At 70.8% G+C, this 18,384-nt stretch carries 18 protein-coding genes; 7 read left to right on the top strand and 11 right to left on the bottom strand.

The window, feature by feature from the left end:
• Nucleotides 1-65: 65 nt before the first annotated feature.
• On the top strand, nucleotides 66-764 hold the full coding sequence (locus ABZ716_RS05420; protein WP_358956735.1) for a response regulator transcription factor: 699 nt from the start codon (nucleotides 66-68) through the stop codon (nucleotides 762-764).
• A gap of 15 nt (nucleotides 765-779) precedes the next feature.
• Here the strand turns inward: ABZ716_RS05420 and ABZ716_RS05415 are convergent, their stop codons facing one another.
• The 5 genes from ABZ716_RS05415 to ABZ716_RS05395 form a co-directional block, all read right to left on the bottom strand.
• The gene (locus ABZ716_RS05415) at nucleotides 780-2,510 is read right to left on the bottom strand and encodes a GAF domain-containing protein (RefSeq protein WP_358956733.1); all 1,731 of its coding nucleotides are present in this window, start codon (nucleotides 2,508-2,510) and stop codon (nucleotides 780-782) included.
• Nucleotides 2,511-2,589: 79 nt separating this feature from the next.
• Nucleotides 2,590-2,871 carry a DUF1918 domain-containing protein gene (locus ABZ716_RS05410; RefSeq protein ID WP_358956730.1) on the bottom strand — a complete coding sequence of 94 codons (282 nt, stop codon included), beginning with the start codon at nucleotides 2,869-2,871 and terminating at the stop codon, nucleotides 2,590-2,592.
• A 2-nt stretch (nucleotides 2,872-2,873) separates the two neighbouring features.
• Nucleotides 2,874-5,450 carry a cation-translocating P-type ATPase gene (locus tag ABZ716_RS05405; RefSeq protein ID WP_358956727.1) on the bottom strand — a complete coding sequence of 859 codons (2,577 nt, stop codon included), beginning with the start codon at nucleotides 5,448-5,450 and terminating at the stop codon, nucleotides 2,874-2,876.
• A gap of 7 nt (nucleotides 5,451-5,457) precedes the next feature.
• A complete protein-coding gene (locus ABZ716_RS05400; protein WP_358956724.1) occupies nucleotides 5,458-6,321 on the bottom strand; it encodes a universal stress protein in 864 nt (287 codons plus the stop codon).
• Nucleotides 6,318-7,226: a universal stress protein gene (locus ABZ716_RS05395; protein ID WP_358956722.1), complete on the bottom strand. Its 909-nt coding sequence runs from the start codon at nucleotides 7,224-7,226 to the stop codon at nucleotides 6,318-6,320. Before ABZ716_RS05395 ends, ABZ716_RS05400 begins: the two co-directional genes overlap by 4 nt.
• 247 nt (nucleotides 7,227-7,473) lie before the next feature.
• On the opposite strand from ABZ716_RS05395, the gene ABZ716_RS05390 reads away from it, so the two are divergent.
• From ABZ716_RS05390 to ABZ716_RS05365, 6 genes are all read left to right on the top strand, one after another.
• A complete protein-coding gene (locus tag ABZ716_RS05390) occupies nucleotides 7,474-8,139 on the top strand; it encodes a CBS domain-containing protein (RefSeq protein ID WP_358956720.1) in 666 nt (221 codons plus the stop codon).
• Nucleotides 8,140-8,172: 33 nt separating this feature from the next.
• Complete coding sequence (locus ABZ716_RS05385; protein ID WP_358956717.1) at nucleotides 8,173-9,042, top strand: universal stress protein; 870 nt, start codon at nucleotides 8,173-8,175, stop codon at nucleotides 9,040-9,042.
• A gap of 157 nt (nucleotides 9,043-9,199) precedes the next feature.
• A complete protein-coding gene (locus ABZ716_RS05380) occupies nucleotides 9,200-9,832 on the top strand; it encodes a CBS domain-containing protein (protein ID WP_358956714.1) in 633 nt (210 codons plus the stop codon).
• A 13-nt stretch (nucleotides 9,833-9,845) separates the two neighbouring features.
• Nucleotides 9,846-10,442 (top strand): CBS domain-containing protein, encoded by a 597-nt coding sequence (locus tag ABZ716_RS05375; RefSeq protein ID WP_358956712.1) that lies wholly within the window; start codon nucleotides 9,846-9,848, stop codon nucleotides 10,440-10,442.
• A gap of 111 nt (nucleotides 10,443-10,553) precedes the next feature.
• A complete protein-coding gene (locus ABZ716_RS05370) occupies nucleotides 10,554-11,432 on the top strand; it encodes a universal stress protein (RefSeq protein ID WP_358956709.1) in 879 nt (292 codons plus the stop codon).
• A gap of 30 nt (nucleotides 11,433-11,462) precedes the next feature.
• Nucleotides 11,463-12,452 (top strand): nitroreductase family protein, encoded by a 990-nt coding sequence (locus ABZ716_RS05365; protein ID WP_358957079.1) that lies wholly within the window; start codon nucleotides 11,463-11,465, stop codon nucleotides 12,450-12,452.
• 50 nt (nucleotides 12,453-12,502) lie between these two features.
• On the opposite strand, the gene ABZ716_RS05360 is transcribed toward ABZ716_RS05365, so the two are convergent.
• The 6 genes from ABZ716_RS05360 to ABZ716_RS05335 are packed head-to-tail and all read right to left on the bottom strand — an operon-like array spanning nucleotide 12,503 to nucleotide 18,383.
• Entirely contained in the window at nucleotides 12,503-13,324 is an 822-nt protein-coding gene (locus ABZ716_RS05360) for an ABC transporter permease subunit (protein ID WP_358956707.1), read from the bottom strand.
• On the bottom strand, nucleotides 13,321-14,238 hold the full coding sequence (locus tag ABZ716_RS05355) for an ABC transporter ATP-binding protein (protein WP_358956704.1): 918 nt from the start codon (nucleotides 14,236-14,238) through the stop codon (nucleotides 13,321-13,323). The genes ABZ716_RS05360 and ABZ716_RS05355 overlap by 4 nt, the downstream gene beginning before the upstream one ends.
• Nucleotides 14,239-14,275: 37 nt before the next feature.
• Entirely contained in the window at nucleotides 14,276-14,560 is a 285-nt protein-coding gene (locus tag ABZ716_RS05350) for a dsRBD fold-containing protein (RefSeq protein WP_358956701.1), read from the bottom strand.
• 18 nt (nucleotides 14,561-14,578) lie between these two features.
• Nucleotides 14,579-17,254: a cation-transporting P-type ATPase gene (locus ABZ716_RS05345; protein WP_358956699.1), complete on the bottom strand. Its 2,676-nt coding sequence runs from the start codon at nucleotides 17,252-17,254 to the stop codon at nucleotides 14,579-14,581.
• Nucleotides 17,247-17,843, bottom strand: a complete 597-nt coding sequence (locus ABZ716_RS05340) for a hypothetical protein (protein WP_358956697.1) — start codon at nucleotides 17,841-17,843, stop codon at nucleotides 17,247-17,249. The genes ABZ716_RS05345 and ABZ716_RS05340 overlap by 8 nt, the downstream gene beginning before the upstream one ends.
• A 42-nt stretch (nucleotides 17,844-17,885) precedes the next feature.
• On the bottom strand, nucleotides 17,886-18,383 hold the full coding sequence (locus tag ABZ716_RS05335; protein WP_099894140.1) for a flavodoxin domain-containing protein: 498 nt from the start codon (nucleotides 18,381-18,383) through the stop codon (nucleotides 17,886-17,888).
• Nucleotide 18,384 lies beyond the last annotated feature (1 nt).

Genomic DNA, 18,384 nt, shown 5'->3' with positions numbered 1-18,384 from the left:
GCTTTGCCCACCTCCCTGGGACAATTCGGACGGAAGACGTCATGGGGACCGAACCAGGGGCGATCATGTCCGATGATCCGAAGGCATCCGCCGAGGCGCCGATCAGGGTGTTCCTCCTCGACAACCACGAAGTGGTCCGGCGCGGGCTGCGAGACCTCCTGGACGCCGAACCGGACATCAGCGTCGTCGGTGAGGCGGGCACGGCCGAGCAGGCGCTGGCCCGCGGGCCGGCGCTGCGCCCGGACGTGGCCGTGCTCGACGTACGGCTTCCCGACAGCGACGGCATCACCGTCTGCCGCGAGCTGCGCTCTCGCATGCCGGCCCTGGCCTGCCTGATGCTGACGAGCTTCGATGACGAGGACGCGCTGCTGGACGCGATCATGGCGGGTGCCTCGGGATACGTGCTGAAGCAGATCAAGGGCTCCGATCTGGTCTCCGCCGTACGGACGGTGGCCACCGGGCAGTCCATGCTGGACCCGGCCACCACCGCACGTCTCATGCACTCCCTGCGGGACCCCGAGACCGCCAGGGAACCGGATGACGCCCGGCTGGCGGCTCTGTCGGAACGCGAGCGGGCGGTGCTGGAGCTCATCGGCGAGGGCCTCACGAACCGCCAGATCGTGAAGCGGCTCTACCTGTCCGAGAAGACGGTCAAGAACCACATCTCACGGCTGCTGGGGAAGCTCGGCGTGGAGCGCCGGGTCCAGGCCGCCGTCATCGCCGCCCAGGTACACGAGCAGGACATCGGGACTGCGAAGCAGTAGGAACGTCGGCGACGGTCACACCCGGGGCGGGTCCAGGGGCACCTGCCACTCCAGGCGAGTGCCCGGCTCACCGTCGACCCGCGCTGCGACGTCCATCCGGCCGCCCAGTCTCTCGGCGCGCTCTGCCAGGTTGCGCAGTCCGCTGCGCCGGCCGCCCGCGGACAGGCCGACGCCGTCGTCCGTCACGGTGAGGGTCAGGTTCCCGTCGGCGGCGACGATCGAGACCTCGGCCCGCGCGGCCCCGGCATGGCGCGCGACGTTGCTGAGGGCTTCCCCCACGACGGCGAGGGCCTCCTCCGCGACGGCCGACGGTACGTCGGTGTCGATCAGCCCTTCCATCCGCAGGGCGGGGGCGAAGCCGAGGGCTGCGGCTGCCTCGTCCAGGGCTTGGACGGTGCGGGAGCGCAACTTGGGTGCCTGACCGGGGGCTTCGTGCTCGCGGAGCCCGAAGATGGTCGAACGGATGATCTTGATGGTGGTGTCGAGGTCGTCCACGGCGCGGGCGAGGCGTTCGGACGCCTGGGGGTGGTCGACGAAGCGCTGAGCACTCTGGAGGGTCATACCGGTGGCGAAGAGGCGCTGGATGGCGAGGTCGTGCAGGTCGCGGGCGATGCGGTCGTGGTCCTCCAGCAGGCTCATCTGCTCGGTGGCACGGCGCCGGTCGGCGAGTTCGAACGCGAGGGCGGCCTGGCTCGCGAACCCCGGAAGCAAGGCGACCTCCGCGGTGGTGAACACGGGGCGACCGCGCCGCCGGGCGAGCATCAGGACGCCGCTGAGCTTGTCCTTGGTGCCCACGGCGACGGCCACGGCCGGGCCGAATCCCGCCCACCGCTCGGCTTGCACGGTGACGCGCTCGTCGGCTGCCACATCGGGAACCGTGATGAGGCCGTCGCGGGCCACCGCGGCCTCGGCGAGAGTGCCCTGGGTGCTGGGCAGGACGATCCCGCGGTGCGCTTCGGCTCCCGTCCCGAGTGCGAGGGAGCCCCGCAGTTCACCGGCTGCGCCGAGCAGGTAGAAGACGCCCATGTCGGCGCCGGTGATGTCCTTGGCCCGTTCCAGCATGCCCTCGAGGACCTCATCCTCAGGCGCTCCCGAAAGCAGGGCGCTGGTGATGTCGGAGTTCGCCTCCAGCCAGCGCTCGCGCAGCTGGACCTCCTCGAAGAGCCGGGCGTTCTCGATGGCGATGCCGGCCGCGACGGCGAGGGTGGACAGGACCGCCTCGTCCTCGGTGTCGAACTCGGCACCACCGCGCTTCTCGGTCAGATAGAGGTTGCCGAAGACGTCCTCGCGGACCCGGATCGGGACACCGAGGAAGGAGTGCATCGGCGGGTGGTGGGCCGGGAACCCGTACGAGGCAGGGTGCTCGGACAGCTCCGACAGCCGCAGCGGTTCGGGATGGCGGATCAGCTCGCCCAGGATGCCGTGGCCCAAGGGCAGGTCTCCGATCCGGGCGCGGAGGCCGTCGCTGATGCCGACGGGCAGGAACTCGGCCAGCTTCTTGTCGTTCCCGATGACTCCGAGGGCCCCGTACTCGGCGTCCACGAGCACCACGGCGGCCTCGACGATGCCGCGCAGCACCTGCGGCAGGTCGAGTTCCCGGCCCACGGACATGACGGCCTCAAGGAGACCGTTCAGCCGGTCCCGCGTGCCCCTGACCTCGTCGATCCGTACCTGTAGCTCGTCCAGCAGTTCGTCGAGCCGCAGTCGAGGAACACCGCTCCCGGTGGGCTGTTCCCCTGAGCTCATGCCCACCTCCAGCCGGACGTGACGGCGAGATGGCCATCACGTCCACGGTATGCCCGGCCGGAAGGCCCGGCCTTTCGACTCAGTGGGAGGCCGTTGCGCCGTTCGGCCTCTCCTCGTTCCGTGGCGTGCCGTCGTCGTGCGGGTGCAGGTGCCGGACGTGGGCGTCCGGGCCGGGGAAGAATACGCTGGTACGGCCGGTGTCGGACCAGCGCACGTCGTACGGCGGGGTTCCGTCGTCATGGTGCAGGGCGATGACTTCGCCGTCACGGCCGGGCTTGCCGATGGTGGGGCCGCCGACGACGATCTGGTCGCCCACCGTGGCGTGGAACCCGTGCCCGTCCGCAGGTGAATGAGCGTTCATGGTCATGCCTTTCTGTGGAATGCGCCTCGCAGGAGCCGGGCGGTGACGAATGCTGCGAGGGCTGCCGCCGTGGCGAGCCCTGCGCCGGTCCAGCCGGCCGGCTGGGTGTCCAGCAGCGACTGCAGAGCGGGAACGTGCAGGGCAGCCATCGCGAGGAGGGCGGAGGCCGCCACGGAGCCGGGGAGGAAGAGGTTCTGGGTGGTGAGCAGCCGGGCCCGTAGCCCCAGGGCCACGCCCAGCTGGGCGCCGAGCAGAGACAGGAAGAGCACGCTCTGCCAGGGCAGGTCCATGGCGCGCGCGCCGATGCCGGCGGTCAGGCTGAACGCCGTCACGGCCGCGGCCAGGATGAGGAGGCGTTGCCACACGCCTGCGGCCAGGATGTGCTGTCCGGGCGGCCGGGGCGGGCGCCGCATGGCTTCCGGTGCGGCGGGTTCCGCGCCCATGGCCACGCCGGTCAGGCCGTGAGTGAGGAGGTTGATCCACAGGATCTGCCCCGCCCGCAGCGGCAGGGCCAGGCCGAGTAGAGGACCTGCCAGCATCACGAGGATCTCGGCCATTCCGCCGGCCATGGCGTAGACGAGGAAGCGTCGGATGTTGTCGTAGACGCGGCGGCCTTCCTCGACGGCCGTGACCACGGTGGAGAGCTCGTCGTCCGTGAGGACGAGGTCGGCGGCCTGGCGGGCCACCTCGGTGCCGCGTGCCCCCATGGCAACGCCGATGTCGGCCTGGCGTAGGGCTGGGCCGTCGTTGACGCCGTCCCCGGTCATGGCGGTCACTGCGCCGCGGGCCCGCCAGGCGTGGACGATGTCCAGCTTCTGCTGGGGATCGGTCCGGGCGAAGACCCGGACCGCGGTCAGGTCGGTGTCGGGCGCTGCGGCCAGCTCGGGGCCGGTGACCACCGCATCGGCCGGACCGTCCTCTACGAGGCCGATGCGTACGGCGATGGCGTGGGCCGTCGCGGGATGGTCGCCGGTGATCATGACCGGGGTGATGCCGGCGGCGCGGCAGGCTGCCAAGGTGGCCGCTGCCGTCGCTTTCGGCGGATCGCTGATGGCGATCAGGCCGAGAAGGCCCAGTCCGCGTTCCGCTTCGGCGGCGGGCGGACTCCACTGGAGCCGTTCGGTGCCTGCCACAGCCAGGACCCGGAATCCGTGCGAGGCCAGCTCTGCTGCCCGTCGGCGGGCCTGGTCGAGGGCCTCGGGCGGCTCGGCGAGCACCGTGGGAGCGAGAACGGCCTCGGGCGCCCCTTTGAGGCAGATCAGGACGTTGCCGTCGGGCAGATGGTGGAGGGTGGTCATCCGTTTGCGCAGGCTGTCGAACGGCGCCTCTCCGATCCGGGGACAGGCTCTTTGCAACTGGGCCGGGTCGGGACAGCCTGCCTTGGCAGCGGCTGCCAGCAGTGCGGCCTCCATGGGATCGCCCACGGCCGTCCACATGTCGGAACCGCTCTGGGGCGGTTTGAGGCTCGCGTCGTTGCACAGTGTCGCCGTGGTGAGCAGCTCCTGTAGCGGGCGGAGCTGCTCGGGTGCCAGGGAGCGTCCGGAACGGGTCAGGGTTCCTTGGGGCTCGTATCCGCTGCCGGAGACGTCGGCTGCTCCGGACGGCGTCCACACGTGCTGGACGACCATGCGGCCCTCGGTGAGGGTGCCGGTCTTGTCCGTGGCCAGCACGCTCACCGAGCCGAGTGTCTCGACCGCCGGAAGGCGCCGGATCAGGGCACCCCGGGCCGCCATGCGGTGGGCCCCGAGGGCGAGGGCGAGGGTGACGACGGCGGGCAGGGATTCGGGCACCGCAGCGACGGCCAGGCTGATGGCGGTGACGGCCATCGTGCTCACGCCAAGCCCGCGTACGAGGCCCAGGGCGAAGAACAGCACGCACAGGGCGAGGGTGGCTGCGGCCAGAATGCGGCCGAGGGAGGCGAGGCGGCGCTGGAGCGGGGTCGGCCCGTGTTCCCCGTCGAGGAGCGATGCGATCCGGCCGAGGGCACTGGAGGATCCGGTGGCCGTGGCGGTTGCGGTACCCCTCCCGCGCACCACGACGGTGCCTGCGCCGACCGTGTCACCGGGAGTTTTGGCGACGGGTTCCGATTCGCCGGTGAGCATCGACTCGTCCATCAGGAGAGCGGATGCCTCGGTGAGATCGGCGTCCGCGGCGACGATGTCTCCCTCCCCCAGGAGCAGGCTGTCACCCGGCACCACGAGCGCTGCCGCCACTTCGTAGGCGGCGCCGTCGCGCCGCACCCGGGCGTGCGGGGCTGAGAGAGCGGAGAGCGCAGCCACCGCGCGGTCCGCCCGGACCTCTTGGGAGACCCCAACGGTCGTGTTGAAGACGACCACCAGCCCGATGACGATGGCGTCCGGGTGGTCGCCGATCGCGATGGTCAGGAGTGCGGCACCGAGCAACACCATGATCAGCGGGTCACGCAGCTGCGCCAGTACCCGACGGTGGAGGGGCGTGGGCGGCGGAGGTGCCACCTCGTTGCGTCCGTAGCGGGCCAGCCGGCGTTCGGCCTCGGCCTGCGTCAGTCCCGCCGGGACCGAGGAGCCGACGGACGGAGCGTCGATCGCGCGGCTGGTCATCGCGGGCTCAGCCGGTGGGGACGGTGATCACCGGGCAGTGCGCGCGGTGCAGGAGGCCGTGGACGACGGATCCGATCCGCATGCCGGTGTATCCGCCGCGTCCGCGGCGGCCCACGACGACGGCCAGGGCGTGCTCGGCGGCCCGGGCCAGTTCCTCGATGGGGTGGCCGGTGAGGACCTCGTGCGTCACGTGCACGTCCGGGTACTTCTCCGACAGGCCGGCGGTGGCCTCGGAGAGCAGGGTGCGCTGTGCCCGCAGTGCCACCTCCTCGTCGTCCAGCTTGACCAGGGGCCGCTGCCACACGCAGACGACCCGCAGCGCTGCCCCCCGGAGGTCCGCTTCGTCGAAGGCGAAGGCCAGCGCGGCGGTGGCGGAGGCGCTGCCGTCGATGCCCGCGACGAGGTAGGGCGGCTGCTGGCTGATGTGCTCGGCGTCGCCCACGACGACGACCGGGCAACGGGCCTGAGCGGTGATGGGGACAACGAGTGAGCCGGCGCCGAAGAACTCGGCGGTACGGCTCAGGTGCCGGGATCCGAGGACGATCATGCGGGCTTCTCTCGCTGCGCCGCCGAGGACAGGGACGGGGAAGCCGCCGAGCAGATCGCCGGTGACGCTCACTTCGGGGTGACGGTCACGTACCCAGTTGCACGCTTGTTCGAGCCTGTCGGATCCGGCCTGCCGCAGGGCCGTCTGGCCGGGGGTGGCATCGACGTGCTGGGTGTCGTGCCGGGGCGGTACCGCGAGCACCAGGCGCAGCGGGAGCCGGCGCCGTTGTGCCTCGTCGGCGGCCCAGGCCAGGGCGAGGTGCCAGTTTCGGTCCGGGTCGATGCCCACGACGATGTCGTGGCTTCCTGTCTGGTGGCTGGTCATGACTGGCTCCCGAAGTCGCTGCCGGTCCGGGGGATGAGGAGGACGGGGCAGTGGGCGTGGTGCAGCATGCTGTGCGTGGCCTTGCCCAGGCGGGGGGTGAGTCCGAGGGGCCCTGGGACCCGGCGCCCGCCCATGACGAGCAGGTCGGCGTGCCGGGACGCCTCGACCAGGACACCGGCCACGGAGATGCTCTTCTCCGCATCGGCCTGAACCTCCAGGTCGGGGAACTCGTCGCGGACCACGTCCGTGACGGCCCTCAGGGTCTCTGCGTGGCCGCTGGCGATCTCGTCGATGCCGTCGAGCATGCTGACCACCACACCGACGGACTGGAACATGTTCCACACGTGCAGCAGCCGCAGGGACGCCTTGTGCAGTTCGGCTTCCCGGGCGGCGTACCGGGCGATCAGGAGGTCGTGTTCGTCGCGGATCGCCGCGAGGACCGTGCCGGTCTCCCCGGCCCCGTCGGCGCCTCGGACGACAATGACGGGGGTCATGGCGATCGCCGCGGTTTCCAGCCCGACCGAGCCGAGCATGAGGGAGTCGAACCCGCCCAGGCCGCGGTTGCCCACCACGATCGTGCCGTGGAGCCCGCCGGCCCGGTGGAGGCTGTCGACGGCGCCCGCGCGGCTGAACTCGGTGGTCACGATCAGCCCCGGATACTCGGCCGAAACGGCCTTCGCCGTGTCGTCCAGGAGCTCTCGGCCGTGGAATCGGACCCGCTCGACGGTCTCCGCCGACAGGTACAAGGCTGTGCCGTCGGTGTCGGCACCGTGGACGATGTGCAGGGGGCGGTCTCTGCGGACGGCTTCCCTGGCCGCCCACAGAACAGCGACGCGCGCCGATTCCGAGCCGTCCACACCGACGATGACCGAGCTGGTGTCCGGGGTTCGGAATGTGCTTTCCACGATTCCTCCCAGCCGAGCCGTTGAGGGACACCCCTCACGCTGGCACCGTCGACGCTCTGGGAAGAGGGCCGCCCGGGGCCGCGGGCGGGACCAAAGGTCCCCATCGTCCCGCCCGGCACCCCGGGCCCCTACGGGTCCCTGGACGGGACCGTTCGGCCCTCGCTCACCAGCGGTCGGCGACGGATGGTGGGGGCAACACCCACACCGGACACCAGCCTCACGTGACACGGCGGAGCAGGAGGGCCTCATGAAGCATCTCAAGGTGGCGGACCTGATGACCGACGAAGTCGTCTCCGCGGCCCCGGGCACGGCCTTCAAGGACGTCGCGAAGCTCCTCGCCCAGTACGACGTCTCCGGAGTCCCTGTCCTGGACGACGAGGACCGCGTGGTGGGCGTCGTCTCGCAGACGGACCTGCTGGCTCACGCGATGTCTGGCTCCCATTCCGCCGAGCAGAAGGGCACGGCAGCCGGGCCGCCGTCCGCGGGGCAGGTGATGTCCGCGCCCGCGGTCACCGTCCATGCCGAAGAGACAGCGGCTGACGCCGCGCGGCTGATGACCCGCCGGAGTATCGAACGCCTCCCCGTCGTGGATGTGGAGGACCGGCTCGTCGGCATCGTCACCCGCCGGGACCTGCTGCGCATGTTCCTGCGCCCGGACTCCGAAATACGCCGGCGTGTCAGCGACGAAGTCCTCACGGAGGTGCTCGGTGTGCCGGCGGGCGACGTCGACGTTCATGTGGTGGACGGCATCGTCACCCTGGACGGCCAGGTCGAGCGCCGGAGCCAGCTCCCCGCACTACTCGCCCTCGTCGAACGGCTCGACGGGGTCGTCGCGGTGGCATCTCGTGTCACCGCCCGCACCGACGACACGGCAACCCACGCGGACCATGCCCGGCACGCGATGCCCTGGTGATGAGCGCCGGAGCGCACGAAGGGAACGGGAGCGATGAAGAACCACGTGAGCGTCGGAGTCGACGGCTCCGACGAGAGCCGGGCAGCAGCACGCTGGGCCGCGCGGGAAGCAGCCCTGAGGCAGGTGCCGCTGCGTCTCGTGCACGCCGTGGACTGGCCCCTGGACCCGGTGTTCCCCGGCCTGGGCCGCCAGGACGTGGACCGCTGGGCGGATCAGGCCCTGACCGAAGCCGCGCAGGAGTTGCACGGGCGCCACCCGCAGCTGGAGATCACGACCCGCTGCCTGACAGCGCGGCCGGCCGCCGCCCTCGCGGCCGAGGCCGCCGACGCCGGGCTGCTGGTTCTGGGATCGCGCGGCCTGGGCGGCCTGGTCGGATTCATCGTCGGCTCGGTGGCGCTGTCCACAGCGGTCGCGACCGACACCCCGGTCGTCCTCGTCCGCGTCGCCGACGACCTGGACGGCCCGGGCAGCGGATTCGCAGCCGAGGTCGTCGTAGGTGTCGACATTCACGAAGCGTGCGACCGGGTACTCGCGTTCGCCTTCGAAGAGGCGGCCCGGCGCGGCTGCCCGCTGCGGGCTGTCCACGGCTGGAAGATGCCGGCCGCCTACAGCTACGTCCCGTTCTTCGACCCGGACAACGAACGGGACATCGGCAGGAGCGTCACACACATGGTGGAGGACATGCTGCTGCCCTGGCAGCACAAGTTCCCCGGCGTGAAGGTCAGCCACGACGTCTTCGTGGGTTCGGCGGGCGAGCATCTTGTCCGGGCCTCGCAGGGCGCGGGACTCGTCGTCGTGGGACGTCGTATGCGCCGCTCTCCCCTCGGGCCTCACCTGGGCTCGGCCGCCCACGCGGTCCTGCACCACGCAGCAGCCCCCGTGGCCGTCATCGCCCACGACTGAAGGAGCGAAACCGGTGAACGGCCGTGCGGGGCACGCAGCAAGGGCGGAAGGAGTCCGCCCGCTTCTCGCGGATCCCGATGTGCGGTGCACGGCCCCCACGGGAAGGTCGCCCTGCACACCGTCGCAAGTAGCGGCAGTCCCATCGAGGAGGAAGGCCATGAAGCATCTGCGCAACGTCGAGGACGTCATGACGCATGCCGTGATCTCCGTCGACCGGGGAACCGCGTTCAAGGACATCGTGGAAGCGCTGCGGATGTGGAACATCAGCGCCCTTCCGGTCCTGGACCGTCACGGCCAGGTGGTCGGCGTCGTCTGCGAAGCCGACCTGCTGCTCAAGCCCCAGGACACCGAAACGGCTCGCGACACCACGGCCGAGCAGCTGATGACCCGCCCGGCCGTGACCGTGACGAAGGACGCCACCCTCCCCACCGCGGCGCGTCTGATGGCCCGCCGGCACCTCAAGCGCCTTCCCGTGGTCGACGGCGACGGCCGCCTCGTCGGCGTCGTCAGCCGCGGCGACCTGCTCAAGGTCTTCCTGCGCCCGGACGAGGACATCGGCGCCGAGATCCGCGAACTGATCATGTACCAGCTGCTCCCGCAGGTTCCCGCAGAAGCACACGTCCACACGCACGGCCCCGTCGAGGTGCACGTCCACGTCGCCAACGGCATCGCCTACCTCAACGGTTCGCTGCCGGACCCCGCGATGGAAGACATCGTCGTACGCGCCGCCAGTACCGTACCGGGCGTCGTCGACGTCAAGACGGACTTCACCGCCCCCGTCTCCGCATGAAGGCACCACCGCCATGAGGCATCACAGTGTCGTGGACCTGATGACGCCCAGCGCCGTCACCGTCCGGCGCGCGACCGCGTTCAAGGAGATCGCCCGGCTCCTGAAGGAGTTCGACATCACCGCCATGCCGGTGATCGACGAAGCCGGCCACCCGGTGGGTGTCGTCTCCGAAGCCGACCTTCTCCGCCGGCGGCCCGCCGGTGGTGCCGCAACCGCCGAGGAGCTGATGACAAGCCCGGCCGTCACGGCGCGGCCCGAGTGGAGCGTGGTGCGCGCGGCCCGCGTCATGCAGCGGCACCGGGTCAAGCGGCTGCCGGTGGTCGACCAGGAAGGCCGCCTGGTCGGCATCCTCAGTCGCAGCGATCTGATCCAGCTCTTCCTCCGCCGCGATCACGCGATTCAGGAAGAGATCCTCGAGGACGTTCTCACCCGGACACTCCACCTCGCTCCTTCGGCCATCACCGTCGAAGTCGACGACGGCTTGGTGACGCTCAGTGGCACCGTGCCGCAGCCGGGACTGTTGCCCGTGGTGGTCCGCCTCTGCCAGAGCGTCGACGGGGTCGTCGACGTCGACAACAGACTCACCTGCGCTGAGGCCGAACAGAGCTGAGCGGGCGAGGAGGGCCGAACGGTCCCCGGTTGGACCGCTCGGACCTTCCCAGGGGTATGGCAAGCGGAAGAGCCTGAAAGAAGACGACCATTCGCCCGCTGGAGGAACACCATGTCGAACCTGATCACGGTAGGTCTGGACGGATCGAGCGCCGGCAGCGCCGCAGCCGACTGGGCCGCCGACGAGGCAGAACTACGGGGTGCGGCTCTGGAACTCGTCCACGCGGAGGACTGGGCGCAGTACGGGCCCTTCGCCGCGCCGCCCCCCGAACCGCGTCCTCAGTGGGCCGAGGACCTCCTTTCACTCACGCGGGACCGGCTGCTGCGCGAACACCCCACGCTCGGCGTCAGCACCCGCGGCACGAAAGGGCTCGCGGCCTCCAAGGCCCTCGCCTCCGCCGCAGCCGAGGCGGACCTGCTCGTCCTCGGCTCACGAGGTCTCGGCACCGTCGCCGGGTTCATCGTGGGCTCGACCGGCTCGGCGACGATCCCCGAGACCGAGACCCCCGTCGTCCTCGTGCGCTCGATCGACGGCGAAGAGCGTCCGCCCGGCCACGCGGACGGTGCCGGACCGGTGGTGCTCGGTGTGGACCTGCGCAGCAACTGCGACCGGCTCCTCGCCTTCGCCTGCGAGGAAGCGGACCGGCGGTCCTGCCCACTCGTCGTCGTACACGGCTGGTCGCTCCCACCGGTCTTCTCCTACGCTCCCGCCCTCGATCCCGGTGTCGAGCAGGAGATGGCCGACGGACTCGAAGCCACGCTCCGCGAGCTGCTGAGCCCCTGGGAGCAGAAGTACCCGCAACTCGCCGTCGACGCACGCATCGTCATCGGCCAGCCCGCGGTCCAAATCCTCGACGCCGCGTCCGGCGCGGCACTCGTCGTGGTCGGCCGGCGTATCCGCCGTCCGGCAGTCGGTGCCCGCATCGGTCCCATCACCCACGCGGTGATGCACCACGCCACCTCACCGGTCGCCGTCGTGGCGCACGGCTGAGGCCGCACAGACAGGAACAGTCCCGTGTCCATCACAACACACTTCGACCCCGACACCGTCACCCGGCTCGTCGGCGACGCCGTCACCGCCCCGTCCATGCACAACGCCCAGCCGTGGAAGTTCGTCGTCCATGTCGGCACCGGCGCACTTTCCCTGTACGGCGATCCGGAACGCGCCATGACCCGAACCGACCCGGTTCACCGCAGCCTCCACCTCGGTTGCGCCGCGGCCCTGTTCAACCTGCGCGTGTCCGCGGCCTGGATCGGTCTCCCCGTCCGCGTGCGGATCTTGCCCGACGACGCCGAACCGTGGCTGCTCGCCACGGTGACCATCGACGAAGCCGAAGGGGCGGACCGCGAGCTGGCCTCCCTGCACGACGCCATCCGGCGCCGGCACACCAGCCGGTACCCCTTCAGCGAGGAACCGGTGCCGACCGCGCTCCTGGACGGTCTGTGGGCCGCGGCCCACTTGGAAGGCTGCCGCCTTACCGTCCCGGACACCTGGCACATCGACACCGTGCTCGGGCTGGTACGGGACGCAGAACACCGCGAGGAGATCGATCCGTTCGCCCGTGCGGAAACCGCGGCCTGGACCTCTCACACTCAGGACGCTTCGGGCACGCGTAGTGACGGCATTCCCGCCGCCGCATTCGGACCAAAGGGTTCCGGCGGCCGCACCCCCGTACGTGACTTCGGCTGGGCCAACCCGATACCGGATCGCGGCTGGGCTGTGTTCGAGAAGAGGCCGCAGCTGGCTCTGCTGAGCACCTCGCAGGACACGAGGGCCGACTGGCTGCGCGCCGGCCAGGCGATGGAACGCGTCCTCCTGCAGGCCACTGCCGATGGACTTGCCACGTCGATGACGTCCCATCCCCTGGAATGGCCGGAGCTGCGCTGGACGGTGCGCGACCCCGTCGCGGCCATGGGACACGTACAGATGGTCTTCCGCCTCGGCTACGGCCCTCCGGGGCCCGACACGCCCCGCCGTCCGTTGACCGAGGTACTGGAAATCCGAGAGTAGAAGCCGGTGAGACCGGTGCGATACGTGCAGCCGCTCAACAGCGGATCCGCTCACGGCGCGAGGTCTCGGCGCTGGAGCAGCAGGTGAGCCAGCAGGATGCCCAGCACTCCCGCTCCGACCAGGATCCCGAGCTGGGGCCAGAGCACGCCGCCCTTGGCCAGGGCGTCGCCCGGGGCGTAGTAGTGGAACGGGCTCAGGAACCTCAGCGGGGCTGCTGGGGCCCACGCCAGGGCGATGAAGTTGACGGCGAATCCCACGGCTCCGATCGCGATGGTCGCGCCGACCACCTGGGCCCGCCGTCGTCCCGCCGCCGATACGGCCATCGCCGGCCCGATCAGGCAGAGGGCGAAGCCGAGGCCCATCACCCCGGCGGCGAACACTCCGCCGATCGGCACCGCCCGGTGGATGTCCGGTGACAGTGCCACCCCCACCGCGACCGTGACGGTGGCTGCCAGATTCAGGGCCAGGGCCGCGAGTACCAGTGCGGCCGTTCGTTCGGACAGCAGCCGGGTGCGGCTGACGGGACGCACCATGACGAGTTCCACGGTCCCGGATTCCACGTCCGCGGCCACCGCGGCCGCGGCGAGCGAACCGATCGCGGTGAGCTGCATGGCGATCCAGAACGGGTGGGTGAGGCCGGCGCCCAGCAGCCCGGGGTAGCTGGCGATCGACACGTCGCCGCTGGACCCGCTGAAGGCCCGGTAGGCCGAGGGCGGTCCCTTCCCGCCCGCCGAGAAGAGCTGACCGGGCGGGACCGCATGGGCGACCACGACGATGAGCGCCTCGAAGACGACCATCCCGACGAGCAGGGCGCCCAGCATCCGGCGCCGCCGGTAAAGGGCGAGCCACAGCAGTGGCCACTGCCGTTTCACGGCTCCTCCCGCACGGTGCCATGGCGATACAGATCCATGAATGCCTCGTCCAGCCCGGCTTCCTCCACCGTGACGTCGGCCACCGCCATTCCGAGAAGGGTGCGCAGCGCACCCACCACCGCGCTCGGCGGTACGAGCAGCTCCACTCGGTCCCCTTGCCAGCGCGGGGCCCAACGCTCGGCATCGCCCAGTGGTCGTGCCCCCTGCCCGTCCGCGAAGGACAGCCTGATCCGCCGGGCACGGGCCTCGCGAAGGCCGGCGACGCTCTGGACCGTGACCAGTCGTCCGTCCCGGATGATCGCCACCCGCCCGCACGTGCGCTGTACCTCCGGCAGGATGTGGCTGGAGAGCAGCACGGTGCGTCCGGCGGCGGCCACCTCGCCCAGCAGGGCGAAGAACGTCTCCTGGACCAACGGGTCCAGTCCCTCGGTCGGTTCGTCCAGCACCACCAGATGCGGGTCGTGCTGCATCGCCTGCACCAGCCCGAGCTTCTGCTTCATGCCCCGCGAGTAACCCCCGACGGGGCGGCCGAGGACCGCGGGCGTCAGCCCCAGCCGATCGCACAGCTCGCCGCGGCGGGGCACAGGTGCTCCCTGGAGCGAGGACAGCAGATCGAGCGTTTCCGCTCCGGAGAGTTCCGGGTACAGGCGCAGTTCACCCGGCAGGTATCCCAGCTGCGGTGCCACCCGGCGGTGATCGGCGATCGGGTCCAGCCCGAGAACCGTCACGCGTCCCTCACTCGGCCGGAGCAGTCCGGTCAGGCACCGCAGCGTGGTCGTCTTGCCCGCGCCGTTCGGCCCGAGGAAGCCGAACACCTCACCCGATTCCACGGTGAGGCTCAGCCGGTCGACACCCACCACCGGCCCGTACCGCTTGGTCAGCCCGGTCAGCTCGATCGCCGGCCCGTCACCCATGGGTCCAGTCTGAGACCACCACCGCAGAGCCGCCCGTTCACCCAACGTCGTAGGCCGTGAGGGGAGCGTGCTGCGGTGCGGCCCCGGCCGCTGCCATGTCTCCGTAGGCGGTGCGCTTGAGCTGTTCCGCCAGGTTCTCCAGTGCCCGGGCGGCCGCGAGTTCGCCGCCGATCTCGGGCACGTCCTTGTCCGTCGGGTTGCAGCGCGCAGTGCCGTGGCCCGTGAGGCGGGTGGTTCCGGTGTCGAGTTCGACGCGGACCTTGGTGGTGTGCTCTTCCTCGAAGAGGTAGAGGTGGGTCTTCCATTCGCTCGTGTGCGACATGGCGTGCCTCCGGTCGGATCAGGAGTAGCGGTGGTGTCGGCGTCGGGCCCAGCGCCGGATCTCGTCGGTTCCCCAGACGAGCGGCGGGAAGGCAGAAATGAGGAGGACCACGTCCAGCGGGAGGGCGGCAGTGCCGAAGAGGTTCTGGAGCGGCGGCGCGTACACGAGCGCCGCGGTGAAGACGAGTTCGAAGGCGATGCCGGCCAGGAGCAGCGGGTTGGTGAAGAAGCCGATGTCGCGCAGCGCGGCGTGGTCGGTTCGGGCGGCGACGGCCGTGCCGACCTGGCAGGTGACGATGCCTGCGAAGGTGGCGGTGGTCGCGGTGAGGTAGGCGTGGTGGAGTGGGGTTCCGGGTCCGGTGGGGTCGCCGGGGTGCCAGCCGGCGCGCCACAGGACGTAGAAGAAGGCGGTCATGACCAGGGCCGCGGAGACGGTGCCGAGCCAGCCCCAGCTGCGAATGAGCATGTCCTTGTTGATGACGCTCTGGGAACTGGGCCGGGGCGGGCGGGACATGATCCCCGGCTCGGCGCGCTCGCGGCCGAGGGCGAGTGCGGGAAGGGTCTCCGTCCCCAGGTCGATGGCGAGGATCTGCAGGACGGTCAGCGGCAGCGGTACGGCCCCGGCGGAGAGGGCGAACACCAGGAAGGGCACGACCTCGGGGGTGAGGTGGGCGAAGATGTAGACGATGAACTTGCGGACGTTGTCGTAGACGCGGCGGCCGGACTCGATGGCCGTGACGATGGTGGCGAAGTTGTCGTCGGTGAGGACCATGGTCGACGCCTCGCGCGCGACGTCGGTGCCCGAGAGCCCCATGGCCACGCCGATGTGGGCACGGTGCAGGGCCGGAGCGTCGTTCACGCCGTCGCCGGTTATGGCCACGATCTGCCCATGAGCACGCAGTGCATCGGCCACCTTCAGCTCGGTCTCGGGCGAGGAGCGGGCGAAGACGATCTCCGTGCCGTCCTGGCGGAGGAGGCGGTCGAGCTCGTGGTCATCGATCGCCTCGGACTGGGCGACCACCTGGAGGTTCGGTGTACCGATGCCGACGGCGCGGGCCACGGCCGCGGCGGTGGCTCCGTTGTCGCCGGTGACGATGTGGACGGTAAGGCCCGCATCGTGGCAACGCTGGACCGCGGCGGCGACCTCGGGGCGCGGCGGGTCGTACAGACCGACCAGTCCGAGCAGGTGCAGGTCCCTCTCGACGTCCTGCCGCTGCGGCGGTGCTGCTGTGCCGGGCGCCAGTTCGCGCACCGCGACGGCCAGCACGCGCATACCGTCCGCAGCCAGGGTGTCGGCGGCATCCTGGGCCCCGCCGGACGGCTCTCCTTCGGTCAAGAGCGCCAGGACGGCTTCCGGTGCTCCCTTGACGATCACGCGGCGGCTGCCGTTCTCCGCAGCCTGGATCACCGACATGCGGCGCATGCGCGGGTCGAAGCGGAAGCAGGATCGTCGGTGGGCATCCCGGTCGGCCGGGTCGACCGGCGCGGCGTGTTGCGCGGCTCCCTCGACCAGCGCGATCTCGGTCGGGTCACCGTGCAGCCCGCCATCGCTTTCGCGGGTGACGGTGGTGCACTGGGCCGCGGCACGGACCAGTTCGGCGGTCTCCGAACCGCTTGCAGCCTCGTGCGGCGGGGTCCATGTGGAACGGAGGCGCATCTGGTTGCGGGTGAGGGTGCCGGTCTTGTCAGTGCAGATGACGTTGGTGGATCCGAGGGTCTCCACGGCGCTCAGCCGCTTGATCACGGCGCCTTGACGGGCGAGGACCCGTACGCCGACGGCAAGCGCCAGGGTGATGGTGGGCAGCAGCCCTTCCGGCACGTTGGCAACGAGCAGACCGATCGCGAACATCAGCGAATCGGTGAGCGGCAGCCCGACCGCGACGCCCAGCACGAGGAAGACGGCTCCCATGGCGACCGCGACGGCGGCGATCAGCCAGGCGACCTTCTTGACCTGGGTTTCCAGCGGGCTGGGTTCGCGGCGGGTGCGCTGGCTGAGGGCGGCGATCCGGCCGAGCTCGGTGTGGTCTCCGGTGGCGAAGACGATCGCCCGCGCCTGCCCCTCGGTGGCGGTGGTACCGCTGAAGACGAGGTTGGGCTCCTGCAGCGGCGAAAGACCTTCCAGACTCGGGCCGGCAACCCGCTCGACGGGCGTGGATTCGCCCGTCAGCATCGAGAGGTCGGCCTCGATTCCCCCCTCGGTCAGACGCGCGTCGGCGGGTATCCGGGCGCCCTCGTCAAGGGCGATGAGATCGCCGGGGACCAGGTCCCGAGCGGGGACGTGCTGTGGCTGCCCGTCGCGGATCACCTGTGCCTGTGCGGGGAGGTATTGGGCCAGGGTTTCGACGGCCTTCTCAGCTTGGCGTTCCTGGACGAGGGCGAATCCGGCGTTGACGAGGATGACCGCGACGATCGCCCAGCCGAGCACCTCTATGGCGGCGATGAAGGCGAGGGCCGCCGCCGCCCACAGCAGCAGGGCCAGTGGGTGGACCAGCTGCCGCAGCAGCTCCCTCAGGACGCTCGTCCGAGCGGTGCCGCGGACCTCGTTCGGGCCGTACACAGCCAGGCGGCGTGCCGCTTCCCGGCTCGACAGGCCCAGAGGGCCGGTGCGGAGCTCGCGACGGAGCAGGGGAAGCGGTTCCAGGGGATCCGGCGCGGTGTCCGTCGGGAGGTCCTGGCCGGCGGCGGTCTCAGTCATCGCCGGCTCCCTGTCCGGGGCGCAGGCGGCCGGACCAGAGGGGCTCGATGCCCGACCACTCGGATTCCCAGGCCCTTGCACTGCGGGCGTCCACGATACGGAGGCGCGCGGCGATGAGGGCGCCGCCGACGAGCACGATCCCGGCCAGAGCTCCGGTGCCGATGCCCACTGCGTTCAGAGCGACGTCGGCTTGGCCGGGCGGCGCGGTCGTCTTCTTGCCGTCGTCGTCGACCCACACGAGGACCGTGTCGCCGTTGCGGGTTCCTCCTGGAACGGGGATGGTTTCCGTGTGCCGGCGCTGCGTGGGGTAGTGCCATGTGGCGGTCGCCATGGATATCGGCTGGCTGCTCGGCTCGTCTCCGGCTCGGTAGGTGGTCTCGCTGACCGTGGTGGCCGTCACGTTGTGCCGGTGGCGCGCTATGTTTTCGGCGGTGCGGTTGCCGTCGGTCCAGGCGGCCCGCCCCAGGGCGAAGCCGACGACCATTGCCAGCAAGCAGGTCAGCGCGAGGGCGGCACGCATGCGGGTCCGGGTGCGGTCGGCATCACGCCTGAGCGGGTTGGCCCCCACCCCTTGCGTCCGGTGGTGCATGGCACGCCTCCGTGCTGGTGCGTGCCGAGCCGGGCCGTCCCTTCAGGCGGCGAGCTCGGCGCTGATGTGGTGGGCCCAGTTCTGGATCCGCTCGGGGTTGCGGAAGTCTCCGCCTTTGCCCTGGCGGGTCAGTGCCTTGGCGAGGAAGCCCGGGGTGTGGGCCGTGATGCTGCCGCCGAAGGTCATGTGCTCGCGCGCTCCGACCAGCTGCATTTCCCGGGCGACCGCGGAGACCGGGGGGATGTCGTGTTCCTCGGCAGAGCGGTCGAGTGGGCCGCTGCTGAACATCCACACGGGGCGGTGCCGCAGGGAGTCGGCGTTGCGTTCGGCGCAGTGCTTTGCCTTGGTGCTCCAGTGGCCGGCGTAGAGGGAGCCGCCGAGGACGACGGCGTCGTAGGCGCGGACGTCGTGGACGTCGTCGGCGGGCAGGACGACGGCGTCGAGACCGTCTTCTCGGAGGGTCACCGCGATCTGTTCGGCGATCCCTGCGGTGGCTCCGTGCTTGGTCCCGTAGGCGACCAGGACTCGCTTGGTGCTCATG

The sequence above is a fragment of the Streptomyces sp. NPDC006687 genome, assembly GCF_040636215.1.
Classification (GTDB): Bacteria; Actinomycetota; Actinomycetes; order Streptomycetales; family Streptomycetaceae; genus Streptomyces.
Note: the sequence above shows the minus strand (reverse complement) of the source record. Positions and strands in the feature narration are given on the sequence as shown.

What these genes read in the sequence shown, in the direction of transcription:
- ABZ716_RS05420 (WP_358956735.1), top strand. Translation starts at nt 66, where the DNA reads ATGTCCGATGATCCGAAGGCATCCGCCGAGGCGCCGATCAGGGTGTTC.
- ABZ716_RS05415 (WP_358956733.1), bottom strand. Translation starts at nt 2,510, where the DNA reads ATGAGCTCAGGGGAACAGCCCACCGGGAGCGGTGTTCCTCGACTGCGG.
- ABZ716_RS05410 (WP_358956730.1), bottom strand. Translation starts at nt 2,871, where the DNA reads ATGAACGCTCATTCACCTGCGGACGGGCACGGGTTCCACGCCACGGTG.
- ABZ716_RS05405 (WP_358956727.1), bottom strand. Translation starts at nt 5,450, where the DNA reads ATGACCAGCCGCGCGATCGACGCTCCGTCCGTCGGCTCCTCGGTCCCG.
- ABZ716_RS05400 (WP_358956724.1), bottom strand. Translation starts at nt 6,321, where the DNA reads ATGACCAGCCACCAGACAGGAAGCCACGACATCGTCGTGGGCATCGAC.
- ABZ716_RS05390 (WP_358956720.1), top strand. Translation starts at nt 7,474, where the DNA reads ATGAAGCATCTCAAGGTGGCGGACCTGATGACCGACGAAGTCGTCTCC.
- ABZ716_RS05385 (WP_358956717.1), top strand. Translation starts at nt 8,173, where the DNA reads ATGAAGAACCACGTGAGCGTCGGAGTCGACGGCTCCGACGAGAGCCGG.
- ABZ716_RS05380 (WP_358956714.1), top strand. Translation starts at nt 9,200, where the DNA reads ATGAAGCATCTGCGCAACGTCGAGGACGTCATGACGCATGCCGTGATC.
- ABZ716_RS05375 (WP_358956712.1), top strand. Translation starts at nt 9,846, where the DNA reads ATGAGGCATCACAGTGTCGTGGACCTGATGACGCCCAGCGCCGTCACC.
- ABZ716_RS05370 (WP_358956709.1), top strand. Translation starts at nt 10,554, where the DNA reads ATGTCGAACCTGATCACGGTAGGTCTGGACGGATCGAGCGCCGGCAGC.
- ABZ716_RS05355 (WP_358956704.1), bottom strand. Translation starts at nt 14,238, where the DNA reads ATGGGTGACGGGCCGGCGATCGAGCTGACCGGGCTGACCAAGCGGTAC.
- ABZ716_RS05350 (WP_358956701.1), bottom strand. Translation starts at nt 14,560, where the DNA reads ATGTCGCACACGAGCGAATGGAAGACCCACCTCTACCTCTTCGAGGAA.
- ABZ716_RS05345 (WP_358956699.1), bottom strand. Translation starts at nt 17,254, where the DNA reads ATGACTGAGACCGCCGCCGGCCAGGACCTCCCGACGGACACCGCGCCG.
- ABZ716_RS05340 (WP_358956697.1), bottom strand. Translation starts at nt 17,843, where the DNA reads ATGCACCACCGGACGCAAGGGGTGGGGGCCAACCCGCTCAGGCGTGAT.
- ABZ716_RS05335 (WP_099894140.1), bottom strand. Translation starts at nt 18,383, where the DNA reads ATGAGCACCAAGCGAGTCCTGGTCGCCTACGGGACCAAGCACGGAGCC.